This window comes from Nocardioides sp., assembly GCF_030655615.1.
Taxonomy (GTDB): Bacteria; Actinomycetota; Actinomycetes; order Propionibacteriales; family Nocardioidaceae; genus Nocardioides.
Map to the genome: position 1 here is coordinate 1 of NZ_JAURVJ010000201.1, position 19,001 is coordinate 19,001.

Annotated in this window: 20 protein-coding genes and 1 pseudogene; 13 read left to right on the forward strand and 8 right to left on the reverse strand. The window is 74.1% G+C overall.

Features of this window, described 5'->3' with window-relative positions:
* Window positions 1-126: 126 nt before the first annotated feature.
* Both Q7T52_RS16940 and Q7T52_RS16945 read right to left on the reverse strand, forming a co-directional pair.
* Complete coding sequence (locus tag Q7T52_RS16940; RefSeq protein ID WP_304804559.1) at window positions 127-438, reverse strand: co-chaperone YbbN; 312 nt, start codon at window positions 436-438, stop codon at window positions 127-129.
* The gene (locus tag Q7T52_RS16945; RefSeq protein WP_304804560.1) at window positions 435-1,190 is read right to left on the reverse strand and encodes a hemerythrin domain-containing protein; all 756 of its coding nucleotides are present in this window, start codon (window positions 1,188-1,190) and stop codon (window positions 435-437) included. Before Q7T52_RS16945 ends, Q7T52_RS16940 begins: the two co-directional genes overlap by 4 nt.
* A gap of 79 nt (window positions 1,191-1,269) precedes the next feature.
* On the opposite strand from Q7T52_RS16945, the gene Q7T52_RS16950 reads away from it, so the two are divergent.
* Window positions 1,270-2,280, forward strand: coding sequence for a M48 family metallopeptidase (locus Q7T52_RS16950; protein WP_304804562.1), 1,011 nt, complete (start codon window positions 1,270-1,272; stop codon window positions 2,278-2,280).
* 315 nt (window positions 2,281-2,595) lie between these two features.
* Here Q7T52_RS16950 and Q7T52_RS16955 read toward each other — a convergent pair whose 3' ends face one another.
* On the reverse strand, window positions 2,596-3,369 hold the full coding sequence (locus Q7T52_RS16955) for a hypothetical protein (protein ID WP_304804563.1): 774 nt from the start codon (window positions 3,367-3,369) through the stop codon (window positions 2,596-2,598).
* Between the two features lie 59 nt (window positions 3,370-3,428).
* Here Q7T52_RS16955 and Q7T52_RS16960 point away from each other — a divergent pair, with 59 nt between their 5' ends.
* A complete protein-coding gene (locus Q7T52_RS16960) occupies window positions 3,429-4,337 on the forward strand; it encodes an amidohydrolase family protein (RefSeq protein WP_304804565.1) in 909 nt (302 codons plus the stop codon).
* Window positions 4,334-4,882, forward strand: a complete 549-nt coding sequence (locus tag Q7T52_RS16965) for a cysteine dioxygenase family protein (RefSeq protein ID WP_304804566.1) — start codon at window positions 4,334-4,336, stop codon at window positions 4,880-4,882. Before Q7T52_RS16960 ends, Q7T52_RS16965 begins: the two co-directional genes overlap by 4 nt.
* A gap of 57 nt (window positions 4,883-4,939) precedes the next feature.
* On the opposite strand, the gene Q7T52_RS16970 is transcribed toward Q7T52_RS16965, so the two are convergent.
* Window positions 4,940-5,644: an NAD(P)H-binding protein gene (locus Q7T52_RS16970; RefSeq protein WP_304804568.1), complete on the reverse strand. Its 705-nt coding sequence runs from the start codon at window positions 5,642-5,644 to the stop codon at window positions 4,940-4,942.
* 74 nt (window positions 5,645-5,718) lie between these two features.
* On the opposite strand from Q7T52_RS16970, the gene Q7T52_RS16975 reads away from it, so the two are divergent.
* Together Q7T52_RS16975 and Q7T52_RS16980 are read left to right on the forward strand one after the other, a co-directional pair.
* Window positions 5,719-6,582, forward strand: coding sequence for a patatin-like phospholipase family protein (locus Q7T52_RS16975; protein WP_304804569.1), 864 nt, complete (start codon window positions 5,719-5,721; stop codon window positions 6,580-6,582).
* A 121-nt stretch (window positions 6,583-6,703) separates the two neighbouring features.
* Entirely contained in the window at window positions 6,704-7,204 is a 501-nt protein-coding gene (locus Q7T52_RS16980; protein ID WP_304804570.1) for an SRPBCC domain-containing protein, read from the forward strand.
* Between the two features lie 15 nt (window positions 7,205-7,219).
* On the opposite strand, the gene Q7T52_RS16985 is transcribed toward Q7T52_RS16980, so the two are convergent.
* From Q7T52_RS16985 to Q7T52_RS16995, 3 genes are read right to left on the reverse strand one after another with little or no spacing between them, the layout of a single operon-like run.
* A complete protein-coding gene (locus Q7T52_RS16985; RefSeq protein WP_304804571.1) occupies window positions 7,220-8,086 on the reverse strand; it encodes a CoA ester lyase in 867 nt (288 codons plus the stop codon).
* On the reverse strand, window positions 8,083-9,192 hold the full coding sequence (locus Q7T52_RS16990) for a CoA ester lyase (protein WP_304804573.1): 1,110 nt from the start codon (window positions 9,190-9,192) through the stop codon (window positions 8,083-8,085). Before Q7T52_RS16990 ends, Q7T52_RS16985 begins: the two co-directional genes overlap by 4 nt.
* Before the next feature lie 51 nt (window positions 9,193-9,243).
* Window positions 9,244-9,777 carry a DUF1992 domain-containing protein gene (locus tag Q7T52_RS16995; RefSeq protein ID WP_304804575.1) on the reverse strand — a complete coding sequence of 178 codons (534 nt, stop codon included), beginning with the start codon at window positions 9,775-9,777 and terminating at the stop codon, window positions 9,244-9,246.
* A 51-nt stretch (window positions 9,778-9,828) separates the two neighbouring features.
* On the opposite strand from Q7T52_RS16995, the gene Q7T52_RS17000 reads away from it, so the two are divergent.
* Window positions 9,829-10,569 (forward strand): dienelactone hydrolase family protein, encoded by a 741-nt coding sequence (locus Q7T52_RS17000; protein ID WP_304804577.1) that lies wholly within the window; start codon window positions 9,829-9,831, stop codon window positions 10,567-10,569.
* Window positions 10,570-10,585: 16 nt separating this feature from the next.
* On the opposite strand, the gene Q7T52_RS17005 is transcribed toward Q7T52_RS17000, so the two are convergent.
* Window positions 10,586-11,191: a nitroreductase family protein gene (locus Q7T52_RS17005; RefSeq protein WP_304804578.1), complete on the reverse strand. Its 606-nt coding sequence runs from the start codon at window positions 11,189-11,191 to the stop codon at window positions 10,586-10,588.
* Window positions 11,192-11,214: 23 nt separating this feature from the next.
* Here Q7T52_RS17005 and Q7T52_RS17010 point away from each other — a divergent pair, with 23 nt between their 5' ends.
* The 7 genes and pseudogenes from Q7T52_RS17010 to Q7T52_RS17040 form a co-directional block, all read left to right on the forward strand.
* Complete coding sequence (locus Q7T52_RS17010; RefSeq protein WP_304804580.1) at window positions 11,215-12,411, forward strand: allantoate amidohydrolase; 1,197 nt, start codon at window positions 11,215-11,217, stop codon at window positions 12,409-12,411.
* Window positions 12,408-13,781, forward strand: coding sequence for a formimidoylglutamate deiminase (locus Q7T52_RS17015; protein ID WP_304804582.1), 1,374 nt, complete (start codon window positions 12,408-12,410; stop codon window positions 13,779-13,781). Before Q7T52_RS17010 ends, Q7T52_RS17015 begins: the two co-directional genes overlap by 4 nt.
* Window positions 13,766-14,944 carry an imidazolonepropionase gene (hutI, locus tag Q7T52_RS17020; RefSeq protein ID WP_304804584.1) on the forward strand — a complete coding sequence of 393 codons (1,179 nt, stop codon included), beginning with the start codon at window positions 13,766-13,768 and terminating at the stop codon, window positions 14,942-14,944. Before Q7T52_RS17015 ends, hutI begins: the two co-directional genes overlap by 16 nt.
* A 136-nt stretch (window positions 14,945-15,080) precedes the next feature.
* Entirely contained in the window at window positions 15,081-15,221 is a 141-nt protein-coding gene (locus tag Q7T52_RS17025) for a hypothetical protein (protein WP_304804586.1), read from the forward strand.
* 279 nt (window positions 15,222-15,500) lie between these two features.
* Complete coding sequence (locus Q7T52_RS17030; RefSeq protein ID WP_304804589.1) at window positions 15,501-15,641, forward strand: hypothetical protein; 141 nt, start codon at window positions 15,501-15,503, stop codon at window positions 15,639-15,641.
* A 33-nt stretch (window positions 15,642-15,674) separates the two neighbouring features.
* Window positions 15,675-18,635 (forward strand): helix-turn-helix transcriptional regulator, encoded by a 2,961-nt coding sequence (locus tag Q7T52_RS17035; protein ID WP_304804591.1) that lies wholly within the window; start codon window positions 15,675-15,677, stop codon window positions 18,633-18,635.
* Window positions 18,636-18,670: 35 nt separating this feature from the next.
* Window positions 18,671-19,001 (forward strand): annotated as a pseudogene (locus tag Q7T52_RS17040) (cytochrome P450); the annotation flags it as partial.

Consider the following 19,001-nt stretch of genomic DNA (forward strand, 5'->3'; position numbering starts at 1 on the left):
CCTCGCCGCGGCGGCCCGGCACGCCGACGACGCCGTGCGGCTCGCGCAGGCTTGGGGCCTGCGGGCCTGCGTGGCCTGGTTCGCCGACGTCCGGGCCGCGGCCGGGTTCTGAGCTGTCGGTGAGCGTCAGCGCAGGGCGTCGAGGAGCCGGCGCACGGTGACGAGCGGCTGCCCGCCGTCGAGGGTGAGCACGGGCTCGCCGCCCGCGAAGACCAGGACCGTCGGCAGCCGCAGCACGCGGTAGGCGGCGGGTGTGCGCGGCCACCGGTCGGCGTCGAGGCGGACACAGGTCAGCCACGGCGCGTCGTACGCCAGGTCGTCGACGTACGGCGGCGCACTGGCTCCCGCGTGGAACGCGACCAGCACGGGCCCGGCCGCCCCGAGGACGACGTCGGTGAAGTCGTCGTCGGTGGTCGGCCGGACCAGGCCGAGCGTCATGCCGTGGCCGGGACGTGAGCGAAGGCCGCCGCCTCCTGCTTGTCGAACGCGCGCCGTGACGTGACGAGCAGGAGCCGGAACGCGGGGCCGGCGGCCCGGACGAGCGGGGCCACGACGTCGTCGGGGAGGCCCGCCACCATCCACGGCAGCTGGAAGCGCAGCTCGCCGATCGCCGGCCGACCGCGGAACTCGCGGCGCTCGAGCCGGTCCCACTCGTCGGCGCCGACGTAGCGCTGCACGAGCGCGACGGCGTCTCGCTCCTCGTGGCCCAGGTGCCCGTCGAGCAGCGCGAAGGCCTCGACCAGGGTCTCGGCGAGGTCGTCGGCCACGGTGCGGAGCGGCGCGTCGGCCATCGTCCGGAACCCGTCGCCGGCCCGCTCGAGCAGCGGGTCGATGTCGGCGTGCTCGGCGGTCATCGCGTCGAGGACCCGCTGCCCGGTCTGGTCCCCGGCGGCGTCGACGCGCTCCTGCAGCAGCGGCCACAGCACGCGGTCCTCGACGCTGTGGTGCTCGTGGAGGTGGTGGGCCATCCGGCCCCAGCGCTCCTGCAGGGCGCGCCAGGTCGTGGCGTCGTCGAGCGGGGTGTGCTCGACGGCCGCGGTGAAGCGGCGCAGGTCGCGGCGGAACGCGTGGTGCATGAGGTACATGCCCGACAGGTCGCAGGGCCCGGCGGGCGAGGCGGCCTGGCCGGGCAGCAGGAGCGGCGTGGCGGGGGCGGTCTTGGTCGTGGCGGTCTTCGCGGAGGTGGTCATGGCGGCAGCGTGGACCGGCGCACTGGGAGCCCGCTGGGAACCCCGGTGGTGGTGTGGGCTGTCGTGCAACAGTGTGCGCGTGACGACGCAGCCGTCCCGTTCGCGGGCCACCCTGTCCGGCATCAGCTCGCGCGCCTGGGAGCACCCGGCCGACCGCGGGGCGCTGGTCGCCCTGCGCAAGCTCAAGGGCTTCGACACCGTGCTCAAGGCGATGTCCGGGCTGGTCAACGAGCGCACGACCCGCCTGCTCCTGCTCGGGACGACGGTGCGCGTCGACGAGCGCCAGTTCCCGACGCTGCACTTCCTGCTGCGCGACGCGGCCCGGGTGCTCGACACCGAGGACGTCCCCGAGCTCTACGTCCGGGCTGACCCGACCCTCAACGCCGTCACCATCGGCCTCGACAAGCCGATCATCGTGCTCAACTCGGCCCTGGTCGACCTGCTCGAGGAGGACGAGCTGCGGTTCGTCATCGGCCACGAGCTCGGCCACGCGCTCAGCGGCCACGCCGTCTATCGCACCCTGCTCGAGCGGCTGATCAACCTCACCGGCGTCCTCAACACCATCCCGCTCGGCGGCCTCGGCATCCGCGCCATCATCGCCGCCCTCTACGAGTGGTCGCGCAAGGCCGAGCTCTCCGCCGACCGCGCCGGGCTCCTCGCCACGCAGGACCCCGCCGCCGCCATCCGCGCCCACATGCAGCTCGCCAGCGGCGGGCTGATGGGCGAGCTGGACCTGTCGACGTTCATGGCCCAGGGCCAGGAGTACCTCGACAGCGGCGACCTGCGCGACTCCGTCCTCAAGCTGATGCTCGTGGAGAAGACCACCCACCCGTTCGCCGTCGTCCGGGCCGCCGAGCTGCGGCGCTGGGTGGACTCGGGGGAGTACGCTGCCATCCTCGGCGGCGCCTACCCGCGCCGCGACGACGACAGCGACGCCAAGGTCACCGACGCGGCCAAGGACGCGGCCAGCTCCTACTCCGAGGCCTTCTCGTCGTCGCAGGACGCGCTCGGCCGGCTCGTCCACGACGTCGCCGGCGCCGCGGGGAGCATGAAGCTGTGGCTCGACGAGCGCCTCCGTCGCGGCGACTGAGCCTGGCCTCGAGCTGACCCAGACCCCCACTGACCCAGACCCCCGCTGACCCAGACCCCACTGACCCAGGGTGCGTCGCGTTTGACGGCACCCCGAACAGTGAAGTGACCCACCCTGGGTCACTTTGCGAAATGGACCCCTGCCGAACCCGACGCAGCCTGGGTCACTTTGCGAAATGGACCCCTGCCGAACCCGACGCAGCCTGGGTCACTTCGCGAAACGGACCCCTGCCGAACCCGACGCAGCCTGGGTCACTTCGCGAGACGGACCCCTGCCGAACCCGACGCAGCCTGGGTCATTCGTGGCGGGGAGCGGTCAGCGGCCCCAGCGCCGCTTGCGACGCGGCGGCTCGACCGTCCACAGGGTGGGGACGTCGACGACGAGGTAGCAGGACCCGGCGACCACGTTGCCGGGGACCGGGGCAGCTGCGTGCTCGGATCCGGGGAGGCAGACCGTGGCCTCGAAGCCGACGGTGCGGAGGCGGGCGCTGTGGAAGACCTGGCCGGACACCGCGTGGGTGTGGGTCTCGGCCGCGAGCACCGTGCCGGCGAGGAACGCGGTGGGCTCGGGGTCGCCGTCGCCGGTGAAGAGGCCGTAGGACACGAACGACTCGGCCGCCCACCGGGTGGGGTCCTCGCCGGGCTCGGGCTCGCTGAGGACGCTCGCGTCGGACCCGGCGAACGCGTCCGCGTCGGCGTGCACCGTCATCTCGACGCCGAGCGCGACGACGGACCCGCGCAGCGGGCCTCCGACGGCGCCGACGAGGTGACGACGCTGCTCGAGGTCGACGGCGAGGCGGGTTGCGACCTCCCGGTCGTCGTTGACGACGTCCGCCTGCACGACCGGGCCGAGGGGCCCGAGGTCGGCCAGCAGCGCACCCGCGCGGGCGTCGTAGGACGGCACGAGGTCGATCGTCTCGCCGGCGGTGTCGAGGGCCACGACCACCCGCGCACCGCTCGGGTCGTAGTAGCGCACCGACTCGATCCCACCCACCCGCCCGACGACCTGGGAGGGCATGGCGGCAAGGTAGCCGTTGAGGGTGTCGAGGTCGCCGACGTCGAGTCCGATGCACGCGAGGGTTGACGCCATGACCGACACGCTAGCCCCGCCGCTAACTAAACTAAGTCGATAGAGTTATCATGACCCGCATGCCCCGCGTCGACGTCCACCAGCACGCCTGGCCGGACGCCCTCGTCGAGGAGCTCCGGCGGCGCTCGGTCTCGCCGCGGATCGTCGACGACACGCTGCTGCTCGACGGCGAGCCCGACTTCGCGCTGGTCCCCGGCGACCACGTGCTCAGCGAACGCCGCACGATCGACGAGGGCGACCGGATCGACCTCGCCCTGGTCTCCCTCTCGAGCCCGCTCGGCATCGAGACCCTCGCGCCCGACCAGGCCGCCCCGCTGCTCGACGCGTGGCACGCCTTCGCGGCCGACCTCGGCCCGGGCCACGGACTCTGGGCAGCGGTCAACCTGGTCGACCCCGACCTCGACGCGCTCCGGACCACCCTGGCCCAGCCGTCGGTCTGCGGGCTGCAGGTGCCGGCCACCGCCCTGCTCGACCCGGCGGCCCTGACCCGGCTCGCACCCGTGCTCGCGGTCGTCGAGGCCGCCGGCCGGCCGGTCCTCGTCCACCCCGGGCCGGCTCCGGCCGCGCCGATCAGCGGCGCGACGCTGCCCGGTTGGTGGCCCGCGCTGACGTCCTACACCGCCCAGCTGACGGCCGCCTGGTTCGCCTGGCACGTCGCGGGACGGGCGCTGCTGCCCGACCTGCGCATCTGCTTCGTCGCCCTCGCCGGGCTCGCGCCCCTCCACCACGAGCGGCTCGCGGCCCGCGGCGGCGCCTTCGGGGCCGTCGACCGCCACGTCTACTACGACACCTCGTCCTACGGGTCGCGGGCGGTCGACGCGGTGATCCGCGTCGTCGGCGTCGACCCGATCGTGCACGGCTCGGACCGCCCCTACGCGCTCCCGCGCGACCCCGGGCTGGGCGACGCCTTCTCCCAGGCCCTCTACATCACCAACCCTCACCACCTGCTGAACGGAGGCACACGATGACGCTGACCGATCCCGGTTTGGCCCCTTCACCGGCGAGCAGCATCCTGACCCGCGACGACCTGCCCGCCCTGCCGGGTCGCGAGCTCAGCTCACGCGAGCTGCGTGCCTTCGTGCGCGAGCTGGCCGCGCGCCCCGACCTGTGGGAGAAGTACGTCCGCCACGACGGCGACGGCCGGCACTTCGTGTCCCTCTACCGCGACGCCGACGTCGACGTCTGGCTCCTGTGCTGGAACCTCGAGGACGACACCGGCTGGCACGACCACGACACCTCCGCGGGCGCCGTCCACGTCACCCAGGGTGCCGTGAGCGAGAGCCGCCCCCGCCTCGGCGGCACCCCCGCGGTCAAGACCGTCAAGGCCGGCCGCACCATCGCCTTCGGCCCCGACCACATCCACCGGATGGGCGGCGCCGTCGACGGATCGGTCTCGATCCACGCCTACTCGCCGCCGCTGTGGCGGATGGGCCAGTACTCCATCAGCGACTCCGGCGTCATGCGCCGCTTCTCGGTGTCCTACGCCGACGAGCTCCGCCCGCTGGACGGCTAGTCACTCCACCGCGGCTCGCGCCGCATGCCTGCGTCGCCCTCGGAGGGCTGCCGGGTCTCAGCCGCTCAGGCCGGCGACGGCCTCGGCCACCGGCACGTCCCCGCCGACGACCACGAGCTGCACGCCGATCGTGTGGTCGGCGTCGAGGACGGCTGCGACGACCGCCGCCACGTCGGCCCGGGTGACGTCACCGTTGGCGTTGTCGGGGTCGCTGGACCGAGCCGGGTCGTCGTGCGGGATCTCGGTGTCCGAGCCGAGGAGGACGCGGCCGGTGGCGGCGTCGTGGGTGAGGCGGCCGGGTCGGACGACGGTCCAGTCGAGCCCGCTGTCGCGGAGCGCGGCGTCGGCGCCGGCCTTGGCCTCGACGTAGGCCTTCCAGGTGGCGCTGACGTCGTCGGGCAGCGGCTCGTCGACGCCCCAGGCCGAGACCTGCACGAACCGGGTGATCCCGACCTGCTGGGCGGCCTCGATCGACAGCAGGGAGCCGCCGAGGTCGACGGACTTCTTGCGCTCGATGTTGCCGTCGGCACCGCCGCCCGCGGCGAACACCACGGCGTCGCAGCCCTCGAAGGCGGCGACGAACTGCTGGAGGTCTCCGGCCTCGATGTCGAGCAGGCGGACCTCGGCTCCGAGCGCCTCGAGCTCGTCGCGGTAGTCCTCCCTGCGGACCAGGGCGACCGGGGTGTGCCCGGCGGCGCGCAGGAGCGGGTGGAGCTGGAGGGCCACGTGTCCGTGGCCACCGACGATCGCGACACGACTCATGGGGCCGACCGTAGCGAGCCGAGGGAGAGCGGGGTCGACGACCCGGGGCGACGCGCACCCGCCAGACTGGCCCGATGAGCAAGCGAGCACTGGTCCTGGGCGGCGGCGGCATCACGGGCATCGCGTGGGAGACCGGCCTGCTGGCCGGCCTGGCCGAGGCCGGCGTCGACCTGACGACGGCCGACCGCGTGATCGGTACGTCGGCGGGGTCGATCGTCGGCGCCCAGATCACCTCCGACACCGGGCTCGACGAGCTCTACCGTCGCCAGCTGCTCTCGCCGGCCGCGCTCGGCGACACCGCTCCACTGGCCGCGATCGGGCCGTCGGTCGCCGTACGGCTGGTCACCTCGCTGGTGCGGTCGCGGGGCGACATCGAGCGGTTCGGCCGGATCCTCGGCCGGCAGGCGGTCGCGGTGGCGGCCAAGGGCCGCACGCCCACCGTCCCCGAGCGCTACCAGCAGGTCGCGCAGCGCATCGGCGGTCTCGAGTGGAACGACCGCGACCTCGTCGTCACCGCCGTCGACGCCTCGACCGGCGAGCTGACGGTCTTCGGCCCGCAGGGCGACGTCGCCGAGGTGTCGCTGGAGGACGCCGTCAACGCCTCGTGCTCGGTGCCGTGCGTCTATCCGCCGATCCCGATCGGCGGCCGCACGTTCATCGACGGCGGTGTCCGGTCCGGGGCCAACGCCGACCTGGCCTCCGGGTTCGACCCGGTCGTCGTCCTCTCGCCGCTCGACCGGGCGATCGGGCCGATCCGCAGCGCCGCCCAGCAGCTGACCGAGCTGGGTGTGCGCCACGTCGTGATCACGCCCGACGCCGGGTCGAAGCGGGCCATCGGCGGCAACGTGCTCGACCCCGCCGCCCGGCCGCCCTCGGCGCGCGCCGGCCGCGCCCAGGCCGCCGCCCACGTCGACGAGCTGCGCGCGCTCTGGGGCTGAGCGGACTCCGTCGCGACCGGGGTGTCGTATCCGCGCGGCCCCGTTCGTCGCACTGTCAGAAGCAGGACAGTCAGAAGCAGGACTGTCAGAAGCAGGACCGACACCGACCCAGGAGCAGACGATGAGCAGCATCACCACCCACGGCCCGATCCTCGACAGCGGCTTCACCGCCGAGATCAGCGAGGTCAACCCGGTCACGGTAGAGTACTCCCTGACCACCCACCTCGACGCCCCCGTCGCCCGCGTCCGCGAGGCGTGGACGACGGCCGACCAGCTCGCCCAGTGGTTCGGTCCGTCCAGCCGCGAGAAGGCCACCGTCGACGCGCGGCCCGGTGGCAGCTGGGGCCTCGTCTTCGCGATGCCCGACGGGCAGGAGATGCCGCTCGGCGGCGCCTACGTCGAGGCCACCGACGACACGCTTGCTTTCACGACCGGCGACCCCGACAACACCGTCGGCGACCTCGCGTCGCTGTGCACCGTGACGCTGGTCGCCGAGGGCGACGGGACGCGCCAGGAGTTCCGCCAGGCCGGCGTGCACACCGACCCCGCCCACGCGGCGGGCGCTCGCGACGGCTGGGTGGGCTTCTTCAACCAGCTCGCCGAGCTGGTCCGCCAGGCGTGACCGGACGGGGGCTGGTCAGCCCTCGAGCGCAGCGACCGCCTCGGCGATCGACAGCGTGCGCTCGGCCGACGCGACGTGGAGGTTCTCGACCATCCGGCCGTTGTAGGTGACCACGCCGGAGCCCTTGCCGCCCTCCCAGGCCTGGATCAGCCCGCGGGCGTCCTCGATCGCCTTCTCGGACGGGGCGAACGCGGTGTTGGCGCCCTCGACCTGGCCGGGGTGGATGAGGGTCTTGCCGTCGAAGCCCATCTGTCGGCCCTGCTCGCACTCGGCGAGGAAGCCCTCGGTGTCCTTGACGTCGTTGTAGACGCCGTCGACGATCGCGATGCCGGCGGCGCGGGCGGCCAGCAGCGCGGTGTGCAGGGACGGGAGGATCGGGGCACGGCCGGGCACGTGCTCGGCGTACAGCTCCTTGACGAGGTCGTTGGTGCCCATGACGAGCACCGACAGCCGCTCGGAGGCCCGGGCGATCGACAGCACGTCGAGGATCGCGACCGGGGTCTCGATCATGGCCCACAGCCGGGTGTGGTCGGGGGCGCCGGCCTTCTCCATCGCGGCGACGAGGGCGTGCACCTCGTCGGCGCTGTCGACCTTGGGGACGACGACGGCGGCGGGACCCGCGGCCGCGGCGGCGGCGAGGTCGTCGTCGTGCCACTCGGTGCCGATGCCGTTGACGCGGATGGTGAGGGTACGACGGCCGTAGTCGCCCGACGTGACCGCCGCGACCGCCGCGTCGCGGGCCGACGGCTTGGCGTCGGGGGCGACGGCGTCCTCGAGGTCGAAGATGACCGCGTCGATCGGCAGGGTCTTGGCCTTCTCGATGGCCTTGGCGTTGGAGCTCGGCATGTAGAGCACCGAGCGCAGCGGCGTGAACTCGCTCATGCGGGCACCTCGCTGCTCGGGATGGCGTCGTACTGCGCCTTGAGCTCGGGGTCGATCGCGGAGAGCTGCTCGGCCAGGGCCACCATCACCAGGCACTGCTTGAGGGAGGCGTCGTCCTCCATCTTGCCGTCGAGCATCACCGCGCCGGTGCCGTCGCCCATCGCGGCGACCACCCGGCGGGCGTGGGCGATGTCCTCGACGCTGGGGGAGAAGACCTTGTTGGCGATGGCGATCTGCTTGGGGTGCAGGCTCCAGGTGCCGACGCAGCCGAGCAGGAACGCGTTGCGGAACTGGTCCTCGCAGGCCTGCACGTCGGCGATGTCGCCGAACGGCCCGTAGTAGGGGTAGATGCCGTGCATCGCGCACGCGTCGACCATCCGGGCGATCGTGTAGTGCCAGAGGTCCTGCTGGTACGTCGACCGCGGAGCGTCGAGCTGGGCGACGCCCAGCTCGTCGACCGGCGGGTCCTGGCGCACGAGGTAGCCCGGGTGGCCACCGCCGACGCGCGTGGTCTTCATCCGGCGGTCGGCGGCGAGGTCGGCGGGTCCGAGCGAGAGGCCCTGCATGCGCGGCGACGCGCCACAGATCTCCTCGACGTTGGCCATCCCGCGCGCCGTCTCGAGGATCGCGTGGACCAGGATCGGGCGGTCGAGCCCGGCCTTGGCCTCGAGCTGCGCGAGCAGCCGGTCGACGTAGTGGATGTCCTCGGCGCCCTGCACCTTCGGCACCATGACGACGTCGAGCTTGTCGCCGATGCCGGCCACCAGGGTGGTCAGGTCGTCGAGCGCCCACGGGCTGTCGAGGCTGTTGATGCGCGTCCACAGCTGCGTGGCTCCGCCGCCGCCGAGGCCGTCGGTGTCCTGGCCGATCGTGACCAGGCCCTCGCGTGCCGCGACCTTGTTGTCAGCCTTGACCGCGTCCTCGAGGTTGCCGAGCAGCACGTCGACGGTGCCGACCATCGCCGGGATCTTGGCCGCCATCTTGGCGTTGCTCGGGTCGAAGAAGTGGATCGCCCGGCTCGGGCGGAACGGGATCGAGGTCAGCGGGTCGGGGGCACCGACCGCCAGGGGGCGGAAGAAGTCCTTGGCGCTCTGGGATGCGGGCATGGTCGGAAACTATCGCGCGGCCCGGGGCCGCCGGTATGACCGATGTCTCGCTCAGCGGGGTGAGCGGCGCTGCCACCAGCGCCGTGGCGGGGCTGCCGCCTCGGCCGCGACCTGCGCGGCGGCCCGTGCCGCCTTGCGCTCGGCCCGCCGGTCCGTCCACGCCGCGACCGCCTCGTCGACGTCGCGGGGCATGGTGACCAGCGGCGGTCCCTCGGGCGCCCGGTAGCGCGCAGCGACCACCCGCTCGTTGAAGTCGGTGACCACGCGGCGTACCTCGGTCTCGTAGCCGATCGTGTCGAGGCGCGCGTCGAGCTCGGCGTCCTCCTTGCGGAGCTGGACGCTCAGCGGCAGGACGGCGATCTTCTCGCGCTCGACGAGCTTCTTGAGCCACCAGTCGGGGTCGTGGGAGTCGCCCAGCCCCTCGATCGGCTTGCCGGCGCCGGGCAGGTCGTCGAACTCACCCCGCTCCATGGCGACCCGGATCTGCTCCTCGACCCAGCGGTCCTTGCGAGCCATCCGGGCGGCCGCGGCGGCCTGGCCGGTGCGCTCGTCGCGCTCGGGTTCCTGCGGTCGTCGGTCGGTCATCGTCATCACCTCGCGTCGCCAGTTTACGAGCCCACCACTAGCGTCGGCGCCATGGACCTGATCGAGATCGACGTCCCCACCGGCACCGCCGAGGCCTACGTCGCCCGCCCCGAGCTGGGCGGTGGACCCGGCGTGCTGTTCTTCATGGACGCGATCGGGCTGCGGCCGCAGATCGCCGAGATGTGCGACCGGATCGCCTCGTGGGGCTACGTCGTGCTCGCGCCCAACGTGTTCCACCGCGACGGCGACGTCGACGCCGTCGGCCCGCAGGCCGACCTGCGCCAGCCGGGTGAGCGCGAGGCGTTCTTCGCCGAGGCCATGCCGCGCGTCGGACGGTTGACCAGCGAGCTCGCGGTGCCCGACATCGCGGCCTACGTCGCCGCCCTGCGGGGGCTCGAGGGCGTCGCGCACGGCCCGATCGGCGCCACGGGCTACTGCATGGGTGCCCGGCTCTCGGTGCGTGCGGCCACCGGCCACCCCGACCAGGTCGCGGCCGCCGGAGGCTTCCACGGCGGCGGCCTCGTCACCGCCGAGCCGGACAGCCCGCACGCGGGGCTGGCCCTGGCCCGCGCGGCGTTCGTCTTCGGCCACGCCGACAACGACGGCTCGATGCCGCCCGAGGCGGTCGCCGCCCTGGGCGAGACGCTCGAGGAGCACGGCCTCGTCGCCCGCAACGAGGTCTACCCCGGCGCGCCGCACGGCTACTCGATGGCCGACACGTCGATGTACGACGAGGGCGCGGCCGAGCGGCACTTCGACGAGCTCAAGGAGCTGCTCGACCGCACGCTCTGACGTGGGGGCGAGCTGGTCAGTCGCTCCAGCGTCCCCGGTGCACGACGTCCTGCCACGGCGTCCGCGGGCGCCGGGTCGGGGAGCCCCCCGAGCCGCCGGGGGCCGGGTGGCCGATCGTGACGACGCCGATCGGGTCGTGGCTGTCGGGGATGCCGAACTCCTCCCGCAGCGCGCCCTCCCGCTCCGGCACCACGCCGAAGAAGCACGCGCCGAGGCCGGCGTCGGTGACGGTCTGCAGGATCAGCAGCGACGCCTTGGCGGCGTCGAGGTGCCAGTAGGGCATCCGCCACCGGGACTCGTCGCGGTCGGTCCAGCCCTTGTCGGGCTCGGCGTACCGCTCGAGGTAGGCGGCCTTGCTGCTGCAGGGCAGCACCACCACGGGAGCCCGCATCATGCCGGCGAGCCAGTCGCCGGGCTCGTCGACCGTGTCGGTGCTGACCGCCCAGAAGCGGGCCACGTCGGCGGGGGTGTCGAGCAGCAGGAACGCCCAGCCCTGGGTGAACCCGGCGCTGGGGGCGCGGGTCGCGTTGGCGAGCGCACGGTCGATGATGGCGGGGTCGACGGGTTCGTCGGCATAGTTGCGGACCATCCGGCGGCGTCGTACGACGTCCTGGAACTCCATGACCTGGATCCTAGGAGGGGTCGGTGCCCGACGGCTTCGAGCGGATGTGGGCCGACCTCGCGCCCGTCGGCCGGTCCGCGGCGTCCGGCGGCTACTTCCGCCAGCCCTTCCACGCCGCCGAGCGCGAGCTGGCCGCCTGGTTCGGCGAGCAGGCCGCGGCGCGCGGGCTGACAGTCGAGACCGACGTGTTCGGCAACCAGGTCGCGTGGTGGGAGCCCGCCTCGCCCTCCGGGCTGGGGGCGCTGCTCACCGGGAGCCACCTCGACTCGGTCCTCGACGGCGGGGCGTACGACGGCCCGTTGGGTGTCGTGTCGGCCTTCGCCGCGGTCGACCGGCTCCGCGAGCGCGGGGCGGTGCCGACCCGGCGGGTCGGCGTCGCGGCGTTCGTCGAGGAGGAGGGCTCGCGGTTCGGGCAGGCCTGCCTGGGGTCGCGACTCGCGACCGGGGCGATCGGCTGGGACCGGGCGCGGACGCTGCGCGACCGTGACGGCGTCGCGCTCGGTGACGTGGTGGCGGGCGGCGGGTCGACCCTGCTCGAGGACGTGGCGACCTACGTCGAGCTCCACGTCGAGCAGGGCCGTGACCTCGTCGACCGCGGCGCGGCCGTGGGCGTCGCGACCGGGATCTGGCCGCACGGGCGGTGGCGCTTCGACTTCGCCGGCGAGGCCAACCACGCCGGCTCGACGCGGATGGAGGACAGGGCCGACCCCATGCTGACCTACGCGATGACGGCGCTGGCGGCCAACAAGCAGGCCCGGCTGTCCGGGCAGCGGGCGACCTTCGGCCGCGTCGAGGTGACCCCCAACGGCACCAACGCCGTGCCGTCACGGGTGTCCGCCTGGCTCGACGCCCGGGGCGGGTCGGACGCGTCGGTCGCCGACCTCGTCGCCGCGGTCGAGCGGCAGGCGGGGGAGCGCGCCGGGCGCGACGGCACGACGGTCACCGTCACCGCCGAGTCGGTCTCGCCGGCGGTCGTCTTCGACGACGCGCTCGTCGCCGGCCTCGCCCGCGACCACGACGGAGGCGACTGGCCGACCCTGCCGACCGCGGCCGGCCACGACGCCGGCGTGCTGCACGGCCGGGGCATCCGCAGCGCGATGCTCTTCGTCCGCAACCCGAGCGGCGTCTCGCACTCGCCGGCCGAGACCGCCACGACGGCCGACTGCCTGGCCGGCGTCGAGGCGCTCGCGACCACGATCGAACGGCTGGCGGTCGCGTGACGTCGTACCTCCTCGAGCGCGCCTGGGTCGACGGCGCCGTCCACGACGACGTGCTGGTCGACGTCGTCGACGGTCGCTTCGCCCGGGTGGTCAGGGAGAACCGACCCTCGTCAGGGGTTGCAACCCCTGACAACGGTCGGAGTCCCCGGCCGGCCGGGGACTCCGCCACCCCCACCCGCGTCCCCGGAATCTCCCTCCCCGGCCTCGCCAACACCCACAGCCACGCGTTCCACCGGGCGCTGCGGGGGCGCACGCAGCGGGGGACGGGGACGTTCTGGACCTGGCGCGAGCAGATGTACGCCGTGGCCGCGCGGCTCGACCCGGACTCCTACCGCCGCCTCGCCCGGGCCGCCTACCGCGAGATGGTCGCGGCCGGGTGCACGAGCGTGGGGGAGTTCCACTACCTGCACCACCAGCCCGACGGGACGCCCTACGACGACCCCGACGCGATGGGCGCGGCCCTGCGGCAGGCGGCGGCCGAGGCCGGGATCCGGCTGGTGCTGCTCGACACGTGCTACCTGAGCAGCGGGTTCGGGGCGCCCCCGGAGGGGGTCCAGGTGCGCTACAGCGACGGCACCGCGGAGCGCTGGGCCGAGCGGGTCGAGCGGGCCGGGTCCGGGCCGGCCGCGATCCACTCGGTGCGGGCGGTGCCGCGCGACCAGCTCCACGTCTTCCGCGACCGCAGCCCGCTGCACGTCCACCTCTCGGAGCAGGTGGCCGAGAACGACGCCTGCCTGGCGGCGTACGGCGTGACGCCGACCCGGCTGCTCCACGAGGAGGGCCTCCTCGGGCCCGCCACCACCGTCGTGCACGCCACCCACCTGACCGACGACGACATCGAGCTCCTCGGACGCACCCGCACCAACGTCTGCGTCACGCCCACCACCGAGCGCGACCTCGCCGACGGCATCGGCCCGGTCCGGCGGCTGCACGACGCCGGGTGCCGGATCAGCGTCGGCAGCGACAGCCACGCGGTCGTCGACCCGTGGGAGGAGCTGCGCGCGGTCGAGCTCGACGAGCGGCTGGCCACCCAGCGCCGCGGACACTGGACCGCCGCCGAGCTGCTCGACGTCGGCACGGCGCACGGCGTGCTCGGGCTCGACGACGTCGGGACCATCGCCGTCGGGAAGCGCGCCGACCTCGTCACCCTCGACCCGACCACTCCGCGCACCGCCGGCACCGGCGCCGACGAGCACACGGCGGTCTTCGCCGCGACCGCCTCCGACGTGGTGCGGGTGATGGTCGACGGCGTGGTCGTCCACACCCCTGGCGACGCCGAGCAGATCGGGCGCGAGCTCGATGAGGCGGTCGGAGCCCTGTGGGGGACACCGGGGAGGACACCGGGGAGGACACCGTGGCCAGCACCCTGATCACCGGCATCAGCGAGCTGGTCACCAACGACCCGCACGCCTCGGACCTCCTCGGCGCGGTCGTCGACGCCGCACTCGTCGTCGACGGCGACCGCGTCGCCTGGACCGGACCCGCCCACCTCGCGCCCGCCGCCGACACCGCCGTCGACGTCGGCGGCCGGGCGGTGCTGCCGGGCTGGGTCGACTCCCACTCCCACCTGGTGTTCGCCGGCGACCGGGCCGCCGAGTTCGAGGCCCGGATGACCGGGACGCCCTACGCCGCCGGCGGCATCCGCACCACCGTCGCCGCGACCCGCGCCGCCACCGACGAGCAGCTGACCGCCCACGTCGCCGCCCTGGTCGGCGAGATGCGGCGGCAGGGCACGACGACCGTCGAGATCAAGAGCGGCTACGGGCTGACCGTGCGCGACGAGGCCCGCAGCCTCGCGGTCGCCCGGCAGTTCACCGAGGAGACGACGTTCCTCGGCGCCCACGTCGTGCCCGCCGACACCGACCCCGGGGCGTACGTCGACCTCGTCACCGGACCCATGCTCGAGGCCGCGGCGCCCCACGCCCGCTGGATCGACGTGTTCTGCGAGGAGGGCGCGTTCGACGCCGGCCAGGCCCGGGCGGTCCTGGCCGCCGGGGCCGCCGTCGGGCTCCGCGGGCGCCTGCACGCCAACCAGCTGACCTACGGCCCCGGCGTACGGCTCGCGGCCGAGCTCGGCCTGGTCGCCGTCGACCACTGCACCTACCTCGCCGACGCCGACGTCGCCACCCTCGCCGACTCGGGCACGGTCGCCACCCTGCTGCCGGGCGTCGAGTTCTCGACCCGCCAGCCCTATCCCGACGCCCGCAGGCTCCTCGACGCCGGCGTGCGCGTCGCGATCGCCAGCGACTGCAACCCCGGCTCGTCCTTCACGTCGTCGATCCCGTTCTGCGTCGCGCTCGCCGTGCGCGAGATGGGGATGACGCCCGCCGAGGCGGTCCACGCCGCGACGTCCGGCGGCGCGGCCGCCCTCGACCGCGCCGACGTCGGCCGGCTGGTGCCGGGCGCCCGTGCCGACCTGCTGGTGCTGGACGCCCCGAGCCACCGGCACCTGGCCTACCGGCCCGGGGTGCCCCTGGTCACCTCGACGTGGCTCGGCGGGCGCCCCACCGGCGCTCTCGTGGGCCCCTCGTGAGCCCCGTCACCCCGGTCTGAGGTAGCCACCGGACCCACCTAGGGCTGCAGCCCGATGTGGGGTGCTACCTCAGGGCGCGAGTGTCTTCCCATGAGGTCGGCACCAGGCCGGCCCTGAGATAGCGAGGAGCACCACCATGTATGACCGCATGACCGTCCAGGCCGAGGTGGACTACCGCCGCGAGCGCCTCTCCAAGGGCAAGCCCGTCAAGCGCACCCGTGGCGACCGGACCCGGATCCCCTTCCTCGGGGACACCGTCAACCGGCGCGTCCGCTGACCCCCACCGAGGGGCGCCCTCCGGCCCGGTCCGGCCCGCCCCCGCCGCACAGCGCACCGACGTGACGCCGAGCAACGAATCCGATTCGTCGCTCGGCGTCCGTCATTTTTGGGGTCGTCGCGTCGAGGCCGGGCCCGTCTGAGGTACGCCGCCGCGCCGGCCCGCCCGGTGGGCCGGCAGGTAGGGAGGTCGCCCGATGTGGGCGGCTACCTCAGGCCCGCAGGCTCTTCTCATGACGCCGGCAACCCCGTCGGCCGGGACAGAGCAAGGAGTACCGCCATGTACGACCGCATGATCCAGGCCGAGGTCGACTACCGCCGTGAGCGCCTGTCGAAGGGCAAGCCGGTCAAGCGCCGGGCCGCCCGCAGCAGGTTCCCGTTCGTCGGCGGCTCGGAGCGCACCAACAGGCGAGTCCGCTGACGCCCACCGACCGATAGGCACACAATGGAGCCCGTGATCCAGTCCAGCACCACCATGGTGGGACGCGACGCCGAGCTGACGGAGATCGCCTCGTCGCTCGGCGTTCGTCCTTCCCGGTCCGCCGACCGGCTGGTCGACGTGCTGCTGGCGGGCGACGCGGGCGTGGGCAAGACCCGTCTGCTGCGGGCCCTGCGCGACGTGGCGGTCGACGAGGGCTGGCAGGTCTATGCCGGTCACTGCCTCGACTTCGGCGACAGCGCCCTGCCCTACCTGCCGTTCTCTGAGGTCCTCGGCCGGCTCGCGACCGAGCAGCCCGAGGTGGTCGCCGAGGTCGCCGCGACCCACCCGGCCCTGGCCCGCCTCCAGCCGGTACGCCGGCAGATGGCCGAGACCGACCCCGTCGACGCCGAGGCCTCCGCGCTCGACCGGGCCGACCTCTTCCGCGCCATGCTCGCGGTCCTGGAGGCCGCCGCCCGCCGCGCGCCGCTCCTGCTGGTCATCGAGGACACGCACTGGGCCGACCAGTCCACCCGCGACATGCTGAGCTTCCTGCTGTCGCGGGTCGACTCGGGCGGGTTCGCCGTCGTGGCGTCCTACCGCTCCGACGACCTGCACCGTCGCCACCCGCTGCGCCGCCAGGTCGCCGAGTGGTCGCGGCTGCGAGGTGTCGACAGGGTCAACCTCTCCCCGCTGGCCGACGACGACGTGCGCTCGCTCGTCCGCCAGCTCGTGCCCGGTGGCCTGCCCGAGTCCGAGCTCGCCGACGTCGTCGCGCGCGCCGAGGGCAACGCGTTCTTCGTCGAGGAGCTCGTCAGCGCGGCTGCCGAGCCCGGCACGTTCATCCCGGCGGACCTCGCCGACGTGCTGCTCGTGCGCCTCGACCGGCTCGACGACGACGCGCGCCAGGTCGTGCGGGCGGCCAGCGCCAGCGGACGCCGGGTGACCCACGAGCTGCTCGAGGCGACCTCGGGCCTCAGCTCCGAGGCCCTCGACGCCGGGCTGCGCGGCGCCGTCGAGATGAACGTCCTCGTGACCGAGCGTGGCGCCTACGCCTTCCGGCACGCGCTCCTCGGCGAGGCGGTCTACGACGACCTCCTGCCCGGCGAGCGCGCCCGCCTGCACGCGCGGTACGTCGCCGTGCTGCGTGACGGCAGCGCCCGTGGCACCGCCGCCGAGCTCGCCCGCCACGCGCGGCTCGCGATGGACCGCACCACCGCGCTGCAGGCCAGCGTCCGCGCGGGCAACGAGGCCCAGTCGGTCGGTGGCCCCGACGAGGCGGCCTACCACTACCAGCAGGCGCTCGAGATCCTCAGCGGCGACCTGGCTCGCGGCGACCGCAGCGACCTGGGCGACCACGGCATCGACCTGTCCAAGCTCGTGGTCAAGGCCGCCGACGCGCTCGTCACCTCGGGCGACCCCGAGCGCGCGATCGCCGTCATCGGCGAGCAGCTCGAGCGGCTGCCCGACGACGCCTCCGACACCTGGCGCGCCCGGATGCTCAGCGCCCAGGCCGCGGCGATCTACATCACCGAGATCGACGCCGAGATCGACCCCGTCGTCCTGTCGGCCCAGGCGGTGGCCCTGGCGCCGCCCGGCGAGAGCGGGCTGCGGGCCCGGGTGCTCGCCAACCACGCCAAGATCCTCGCCGCCTACGGACGCTTCGACGAGGCCGAGACCGCAGGGGTCGACGCCCTCGAGCTCGCCGAGCGGCTCGACCTCCACGAGCTCGCCAGCGACGCGATCACCACCCTCTCGGGGCTCAAGAAGGCCGGACCCAAGGAGGGCCTGCGCACCGCGCTCGCCGAGGCGGTCGACCGCGCCGTCGAGTCCGAGGCCATCGACGCCGAGCTGCGCGGCCGCTTCCTGCTGGGCCGGTCCTACGAGGACTGGGGCGAGTTCGACGAGGCCGAGCGCTGGTTCGCCGGCGGCATCGAGCGCGCCACCTCCGCCGGTGTCCCGTGGGCGCCCTACGGCTTCGAGGCCCGCTGGCAGCTGTCCTGGATCCACCTGGTCCGCGGCGAGTGGGACCGCGCCCTCGACCTCTTCGTCGTCGAGGGACCGTTCCCGCCGCCGATCCCGCGGGCGATGCTCACCTCGATGCGGCTGCAGATCCTCCAGAACCGCGGCGACGACGTCGGCGCCCGCGTCATCGGCCTGCGGCCGTTCTGGCGTCGCGAGGGTGCCATCGCGATCCACGCCGCCTCGATCGAGATGATCTCCGCGGGACGCAAGGACGAGCCGGCGGCCGCCGTGGCGTCCTACGACGAGGCCGTGGCGGTCCTGTCCCGGATCTGGCACGAGTGGTTCAGTGCGCGGATCCGGCTGGCGGCCGTGGCCATCGGCGTCCTCGCCGACGCGATGGCCCACCGCAGCGCGGCCGAGCGCGACGTGCTGGCCAAGGACGTCGACCGGCTCCACACCGACGGCCACATCGTGCTCGACCGCTACACCGACCCGTCCGGGCACTGGGGTCCCGAGGGCCGCGCGTGGGTCAAGCGGCTCGACGCCGAGACCCTGCGCGCGCGGTGGCAGGCCGGCATCGACGCGCCGCCCCTCGACGTGCTCGTCGCGACCTGGCGCGAGGCCGAGACGCTCTTCGCCGACTTCGGCCACGTGCACGAGCTCGCCGTCGTGCGCACGCGGCTGTCGGGCATCCTGCGCGCGTCCGGCGACCTCGCGGGCGCCCGCGAGCTCGGCGACCAGGCGCGCGCGGTCGCGCACGCGCTCGGGGCCCAGCCGCTGCTCGACGAGCTCCAGGCGATCGGCTCCGCACCCGCGGCCCGCACCGAGGCCCCCGCGGTCACGCTGACCACCCGCGAGCGCGAGATCCTCGGCCACGTCGCCGACGGCCGCACCAACGGCGAGATCGCCAAGCTGCTGTTCATCAGCGCCAAGACGGTCTCGGTCCACGTGTCCAACATCCTCGGCAAGCTCGACGCCTCCGGGCGCACCGAGGCCGCCGCGATCGCCCGCCGCACGGGCCTCATCGACTGATGCCGCCGGTGCCTACCCGGCAGTAGGGTCGGAGCGTGACCGCTCTCGACGACGTACCCGCCCTCACCCGGCAGCGGTTCCGGACGACCGGTCCCGTCGGTGGCAGCAGCGCCGCCCCGCCCCGCGACGCCGACCTCCCGCCGGGCCCGCGCTGGCCGGCGATCGTCCAGACCGTCGCGCTGATGCGGTTCCGCCACCGGTTCCACCCGTGGCTGCGGCAGACCTACGGCGACACCTACACGATCCGGCTGATCCCCCACGGTCGGCCGCTGGTGATGGTGACCCGGCCCGAGCACACCAAGGAGGTCTTCGCCGGCGACCCCGAGGTCTTCCACGCGGGCAAGGGCAACTCGATCCTCGGACCCG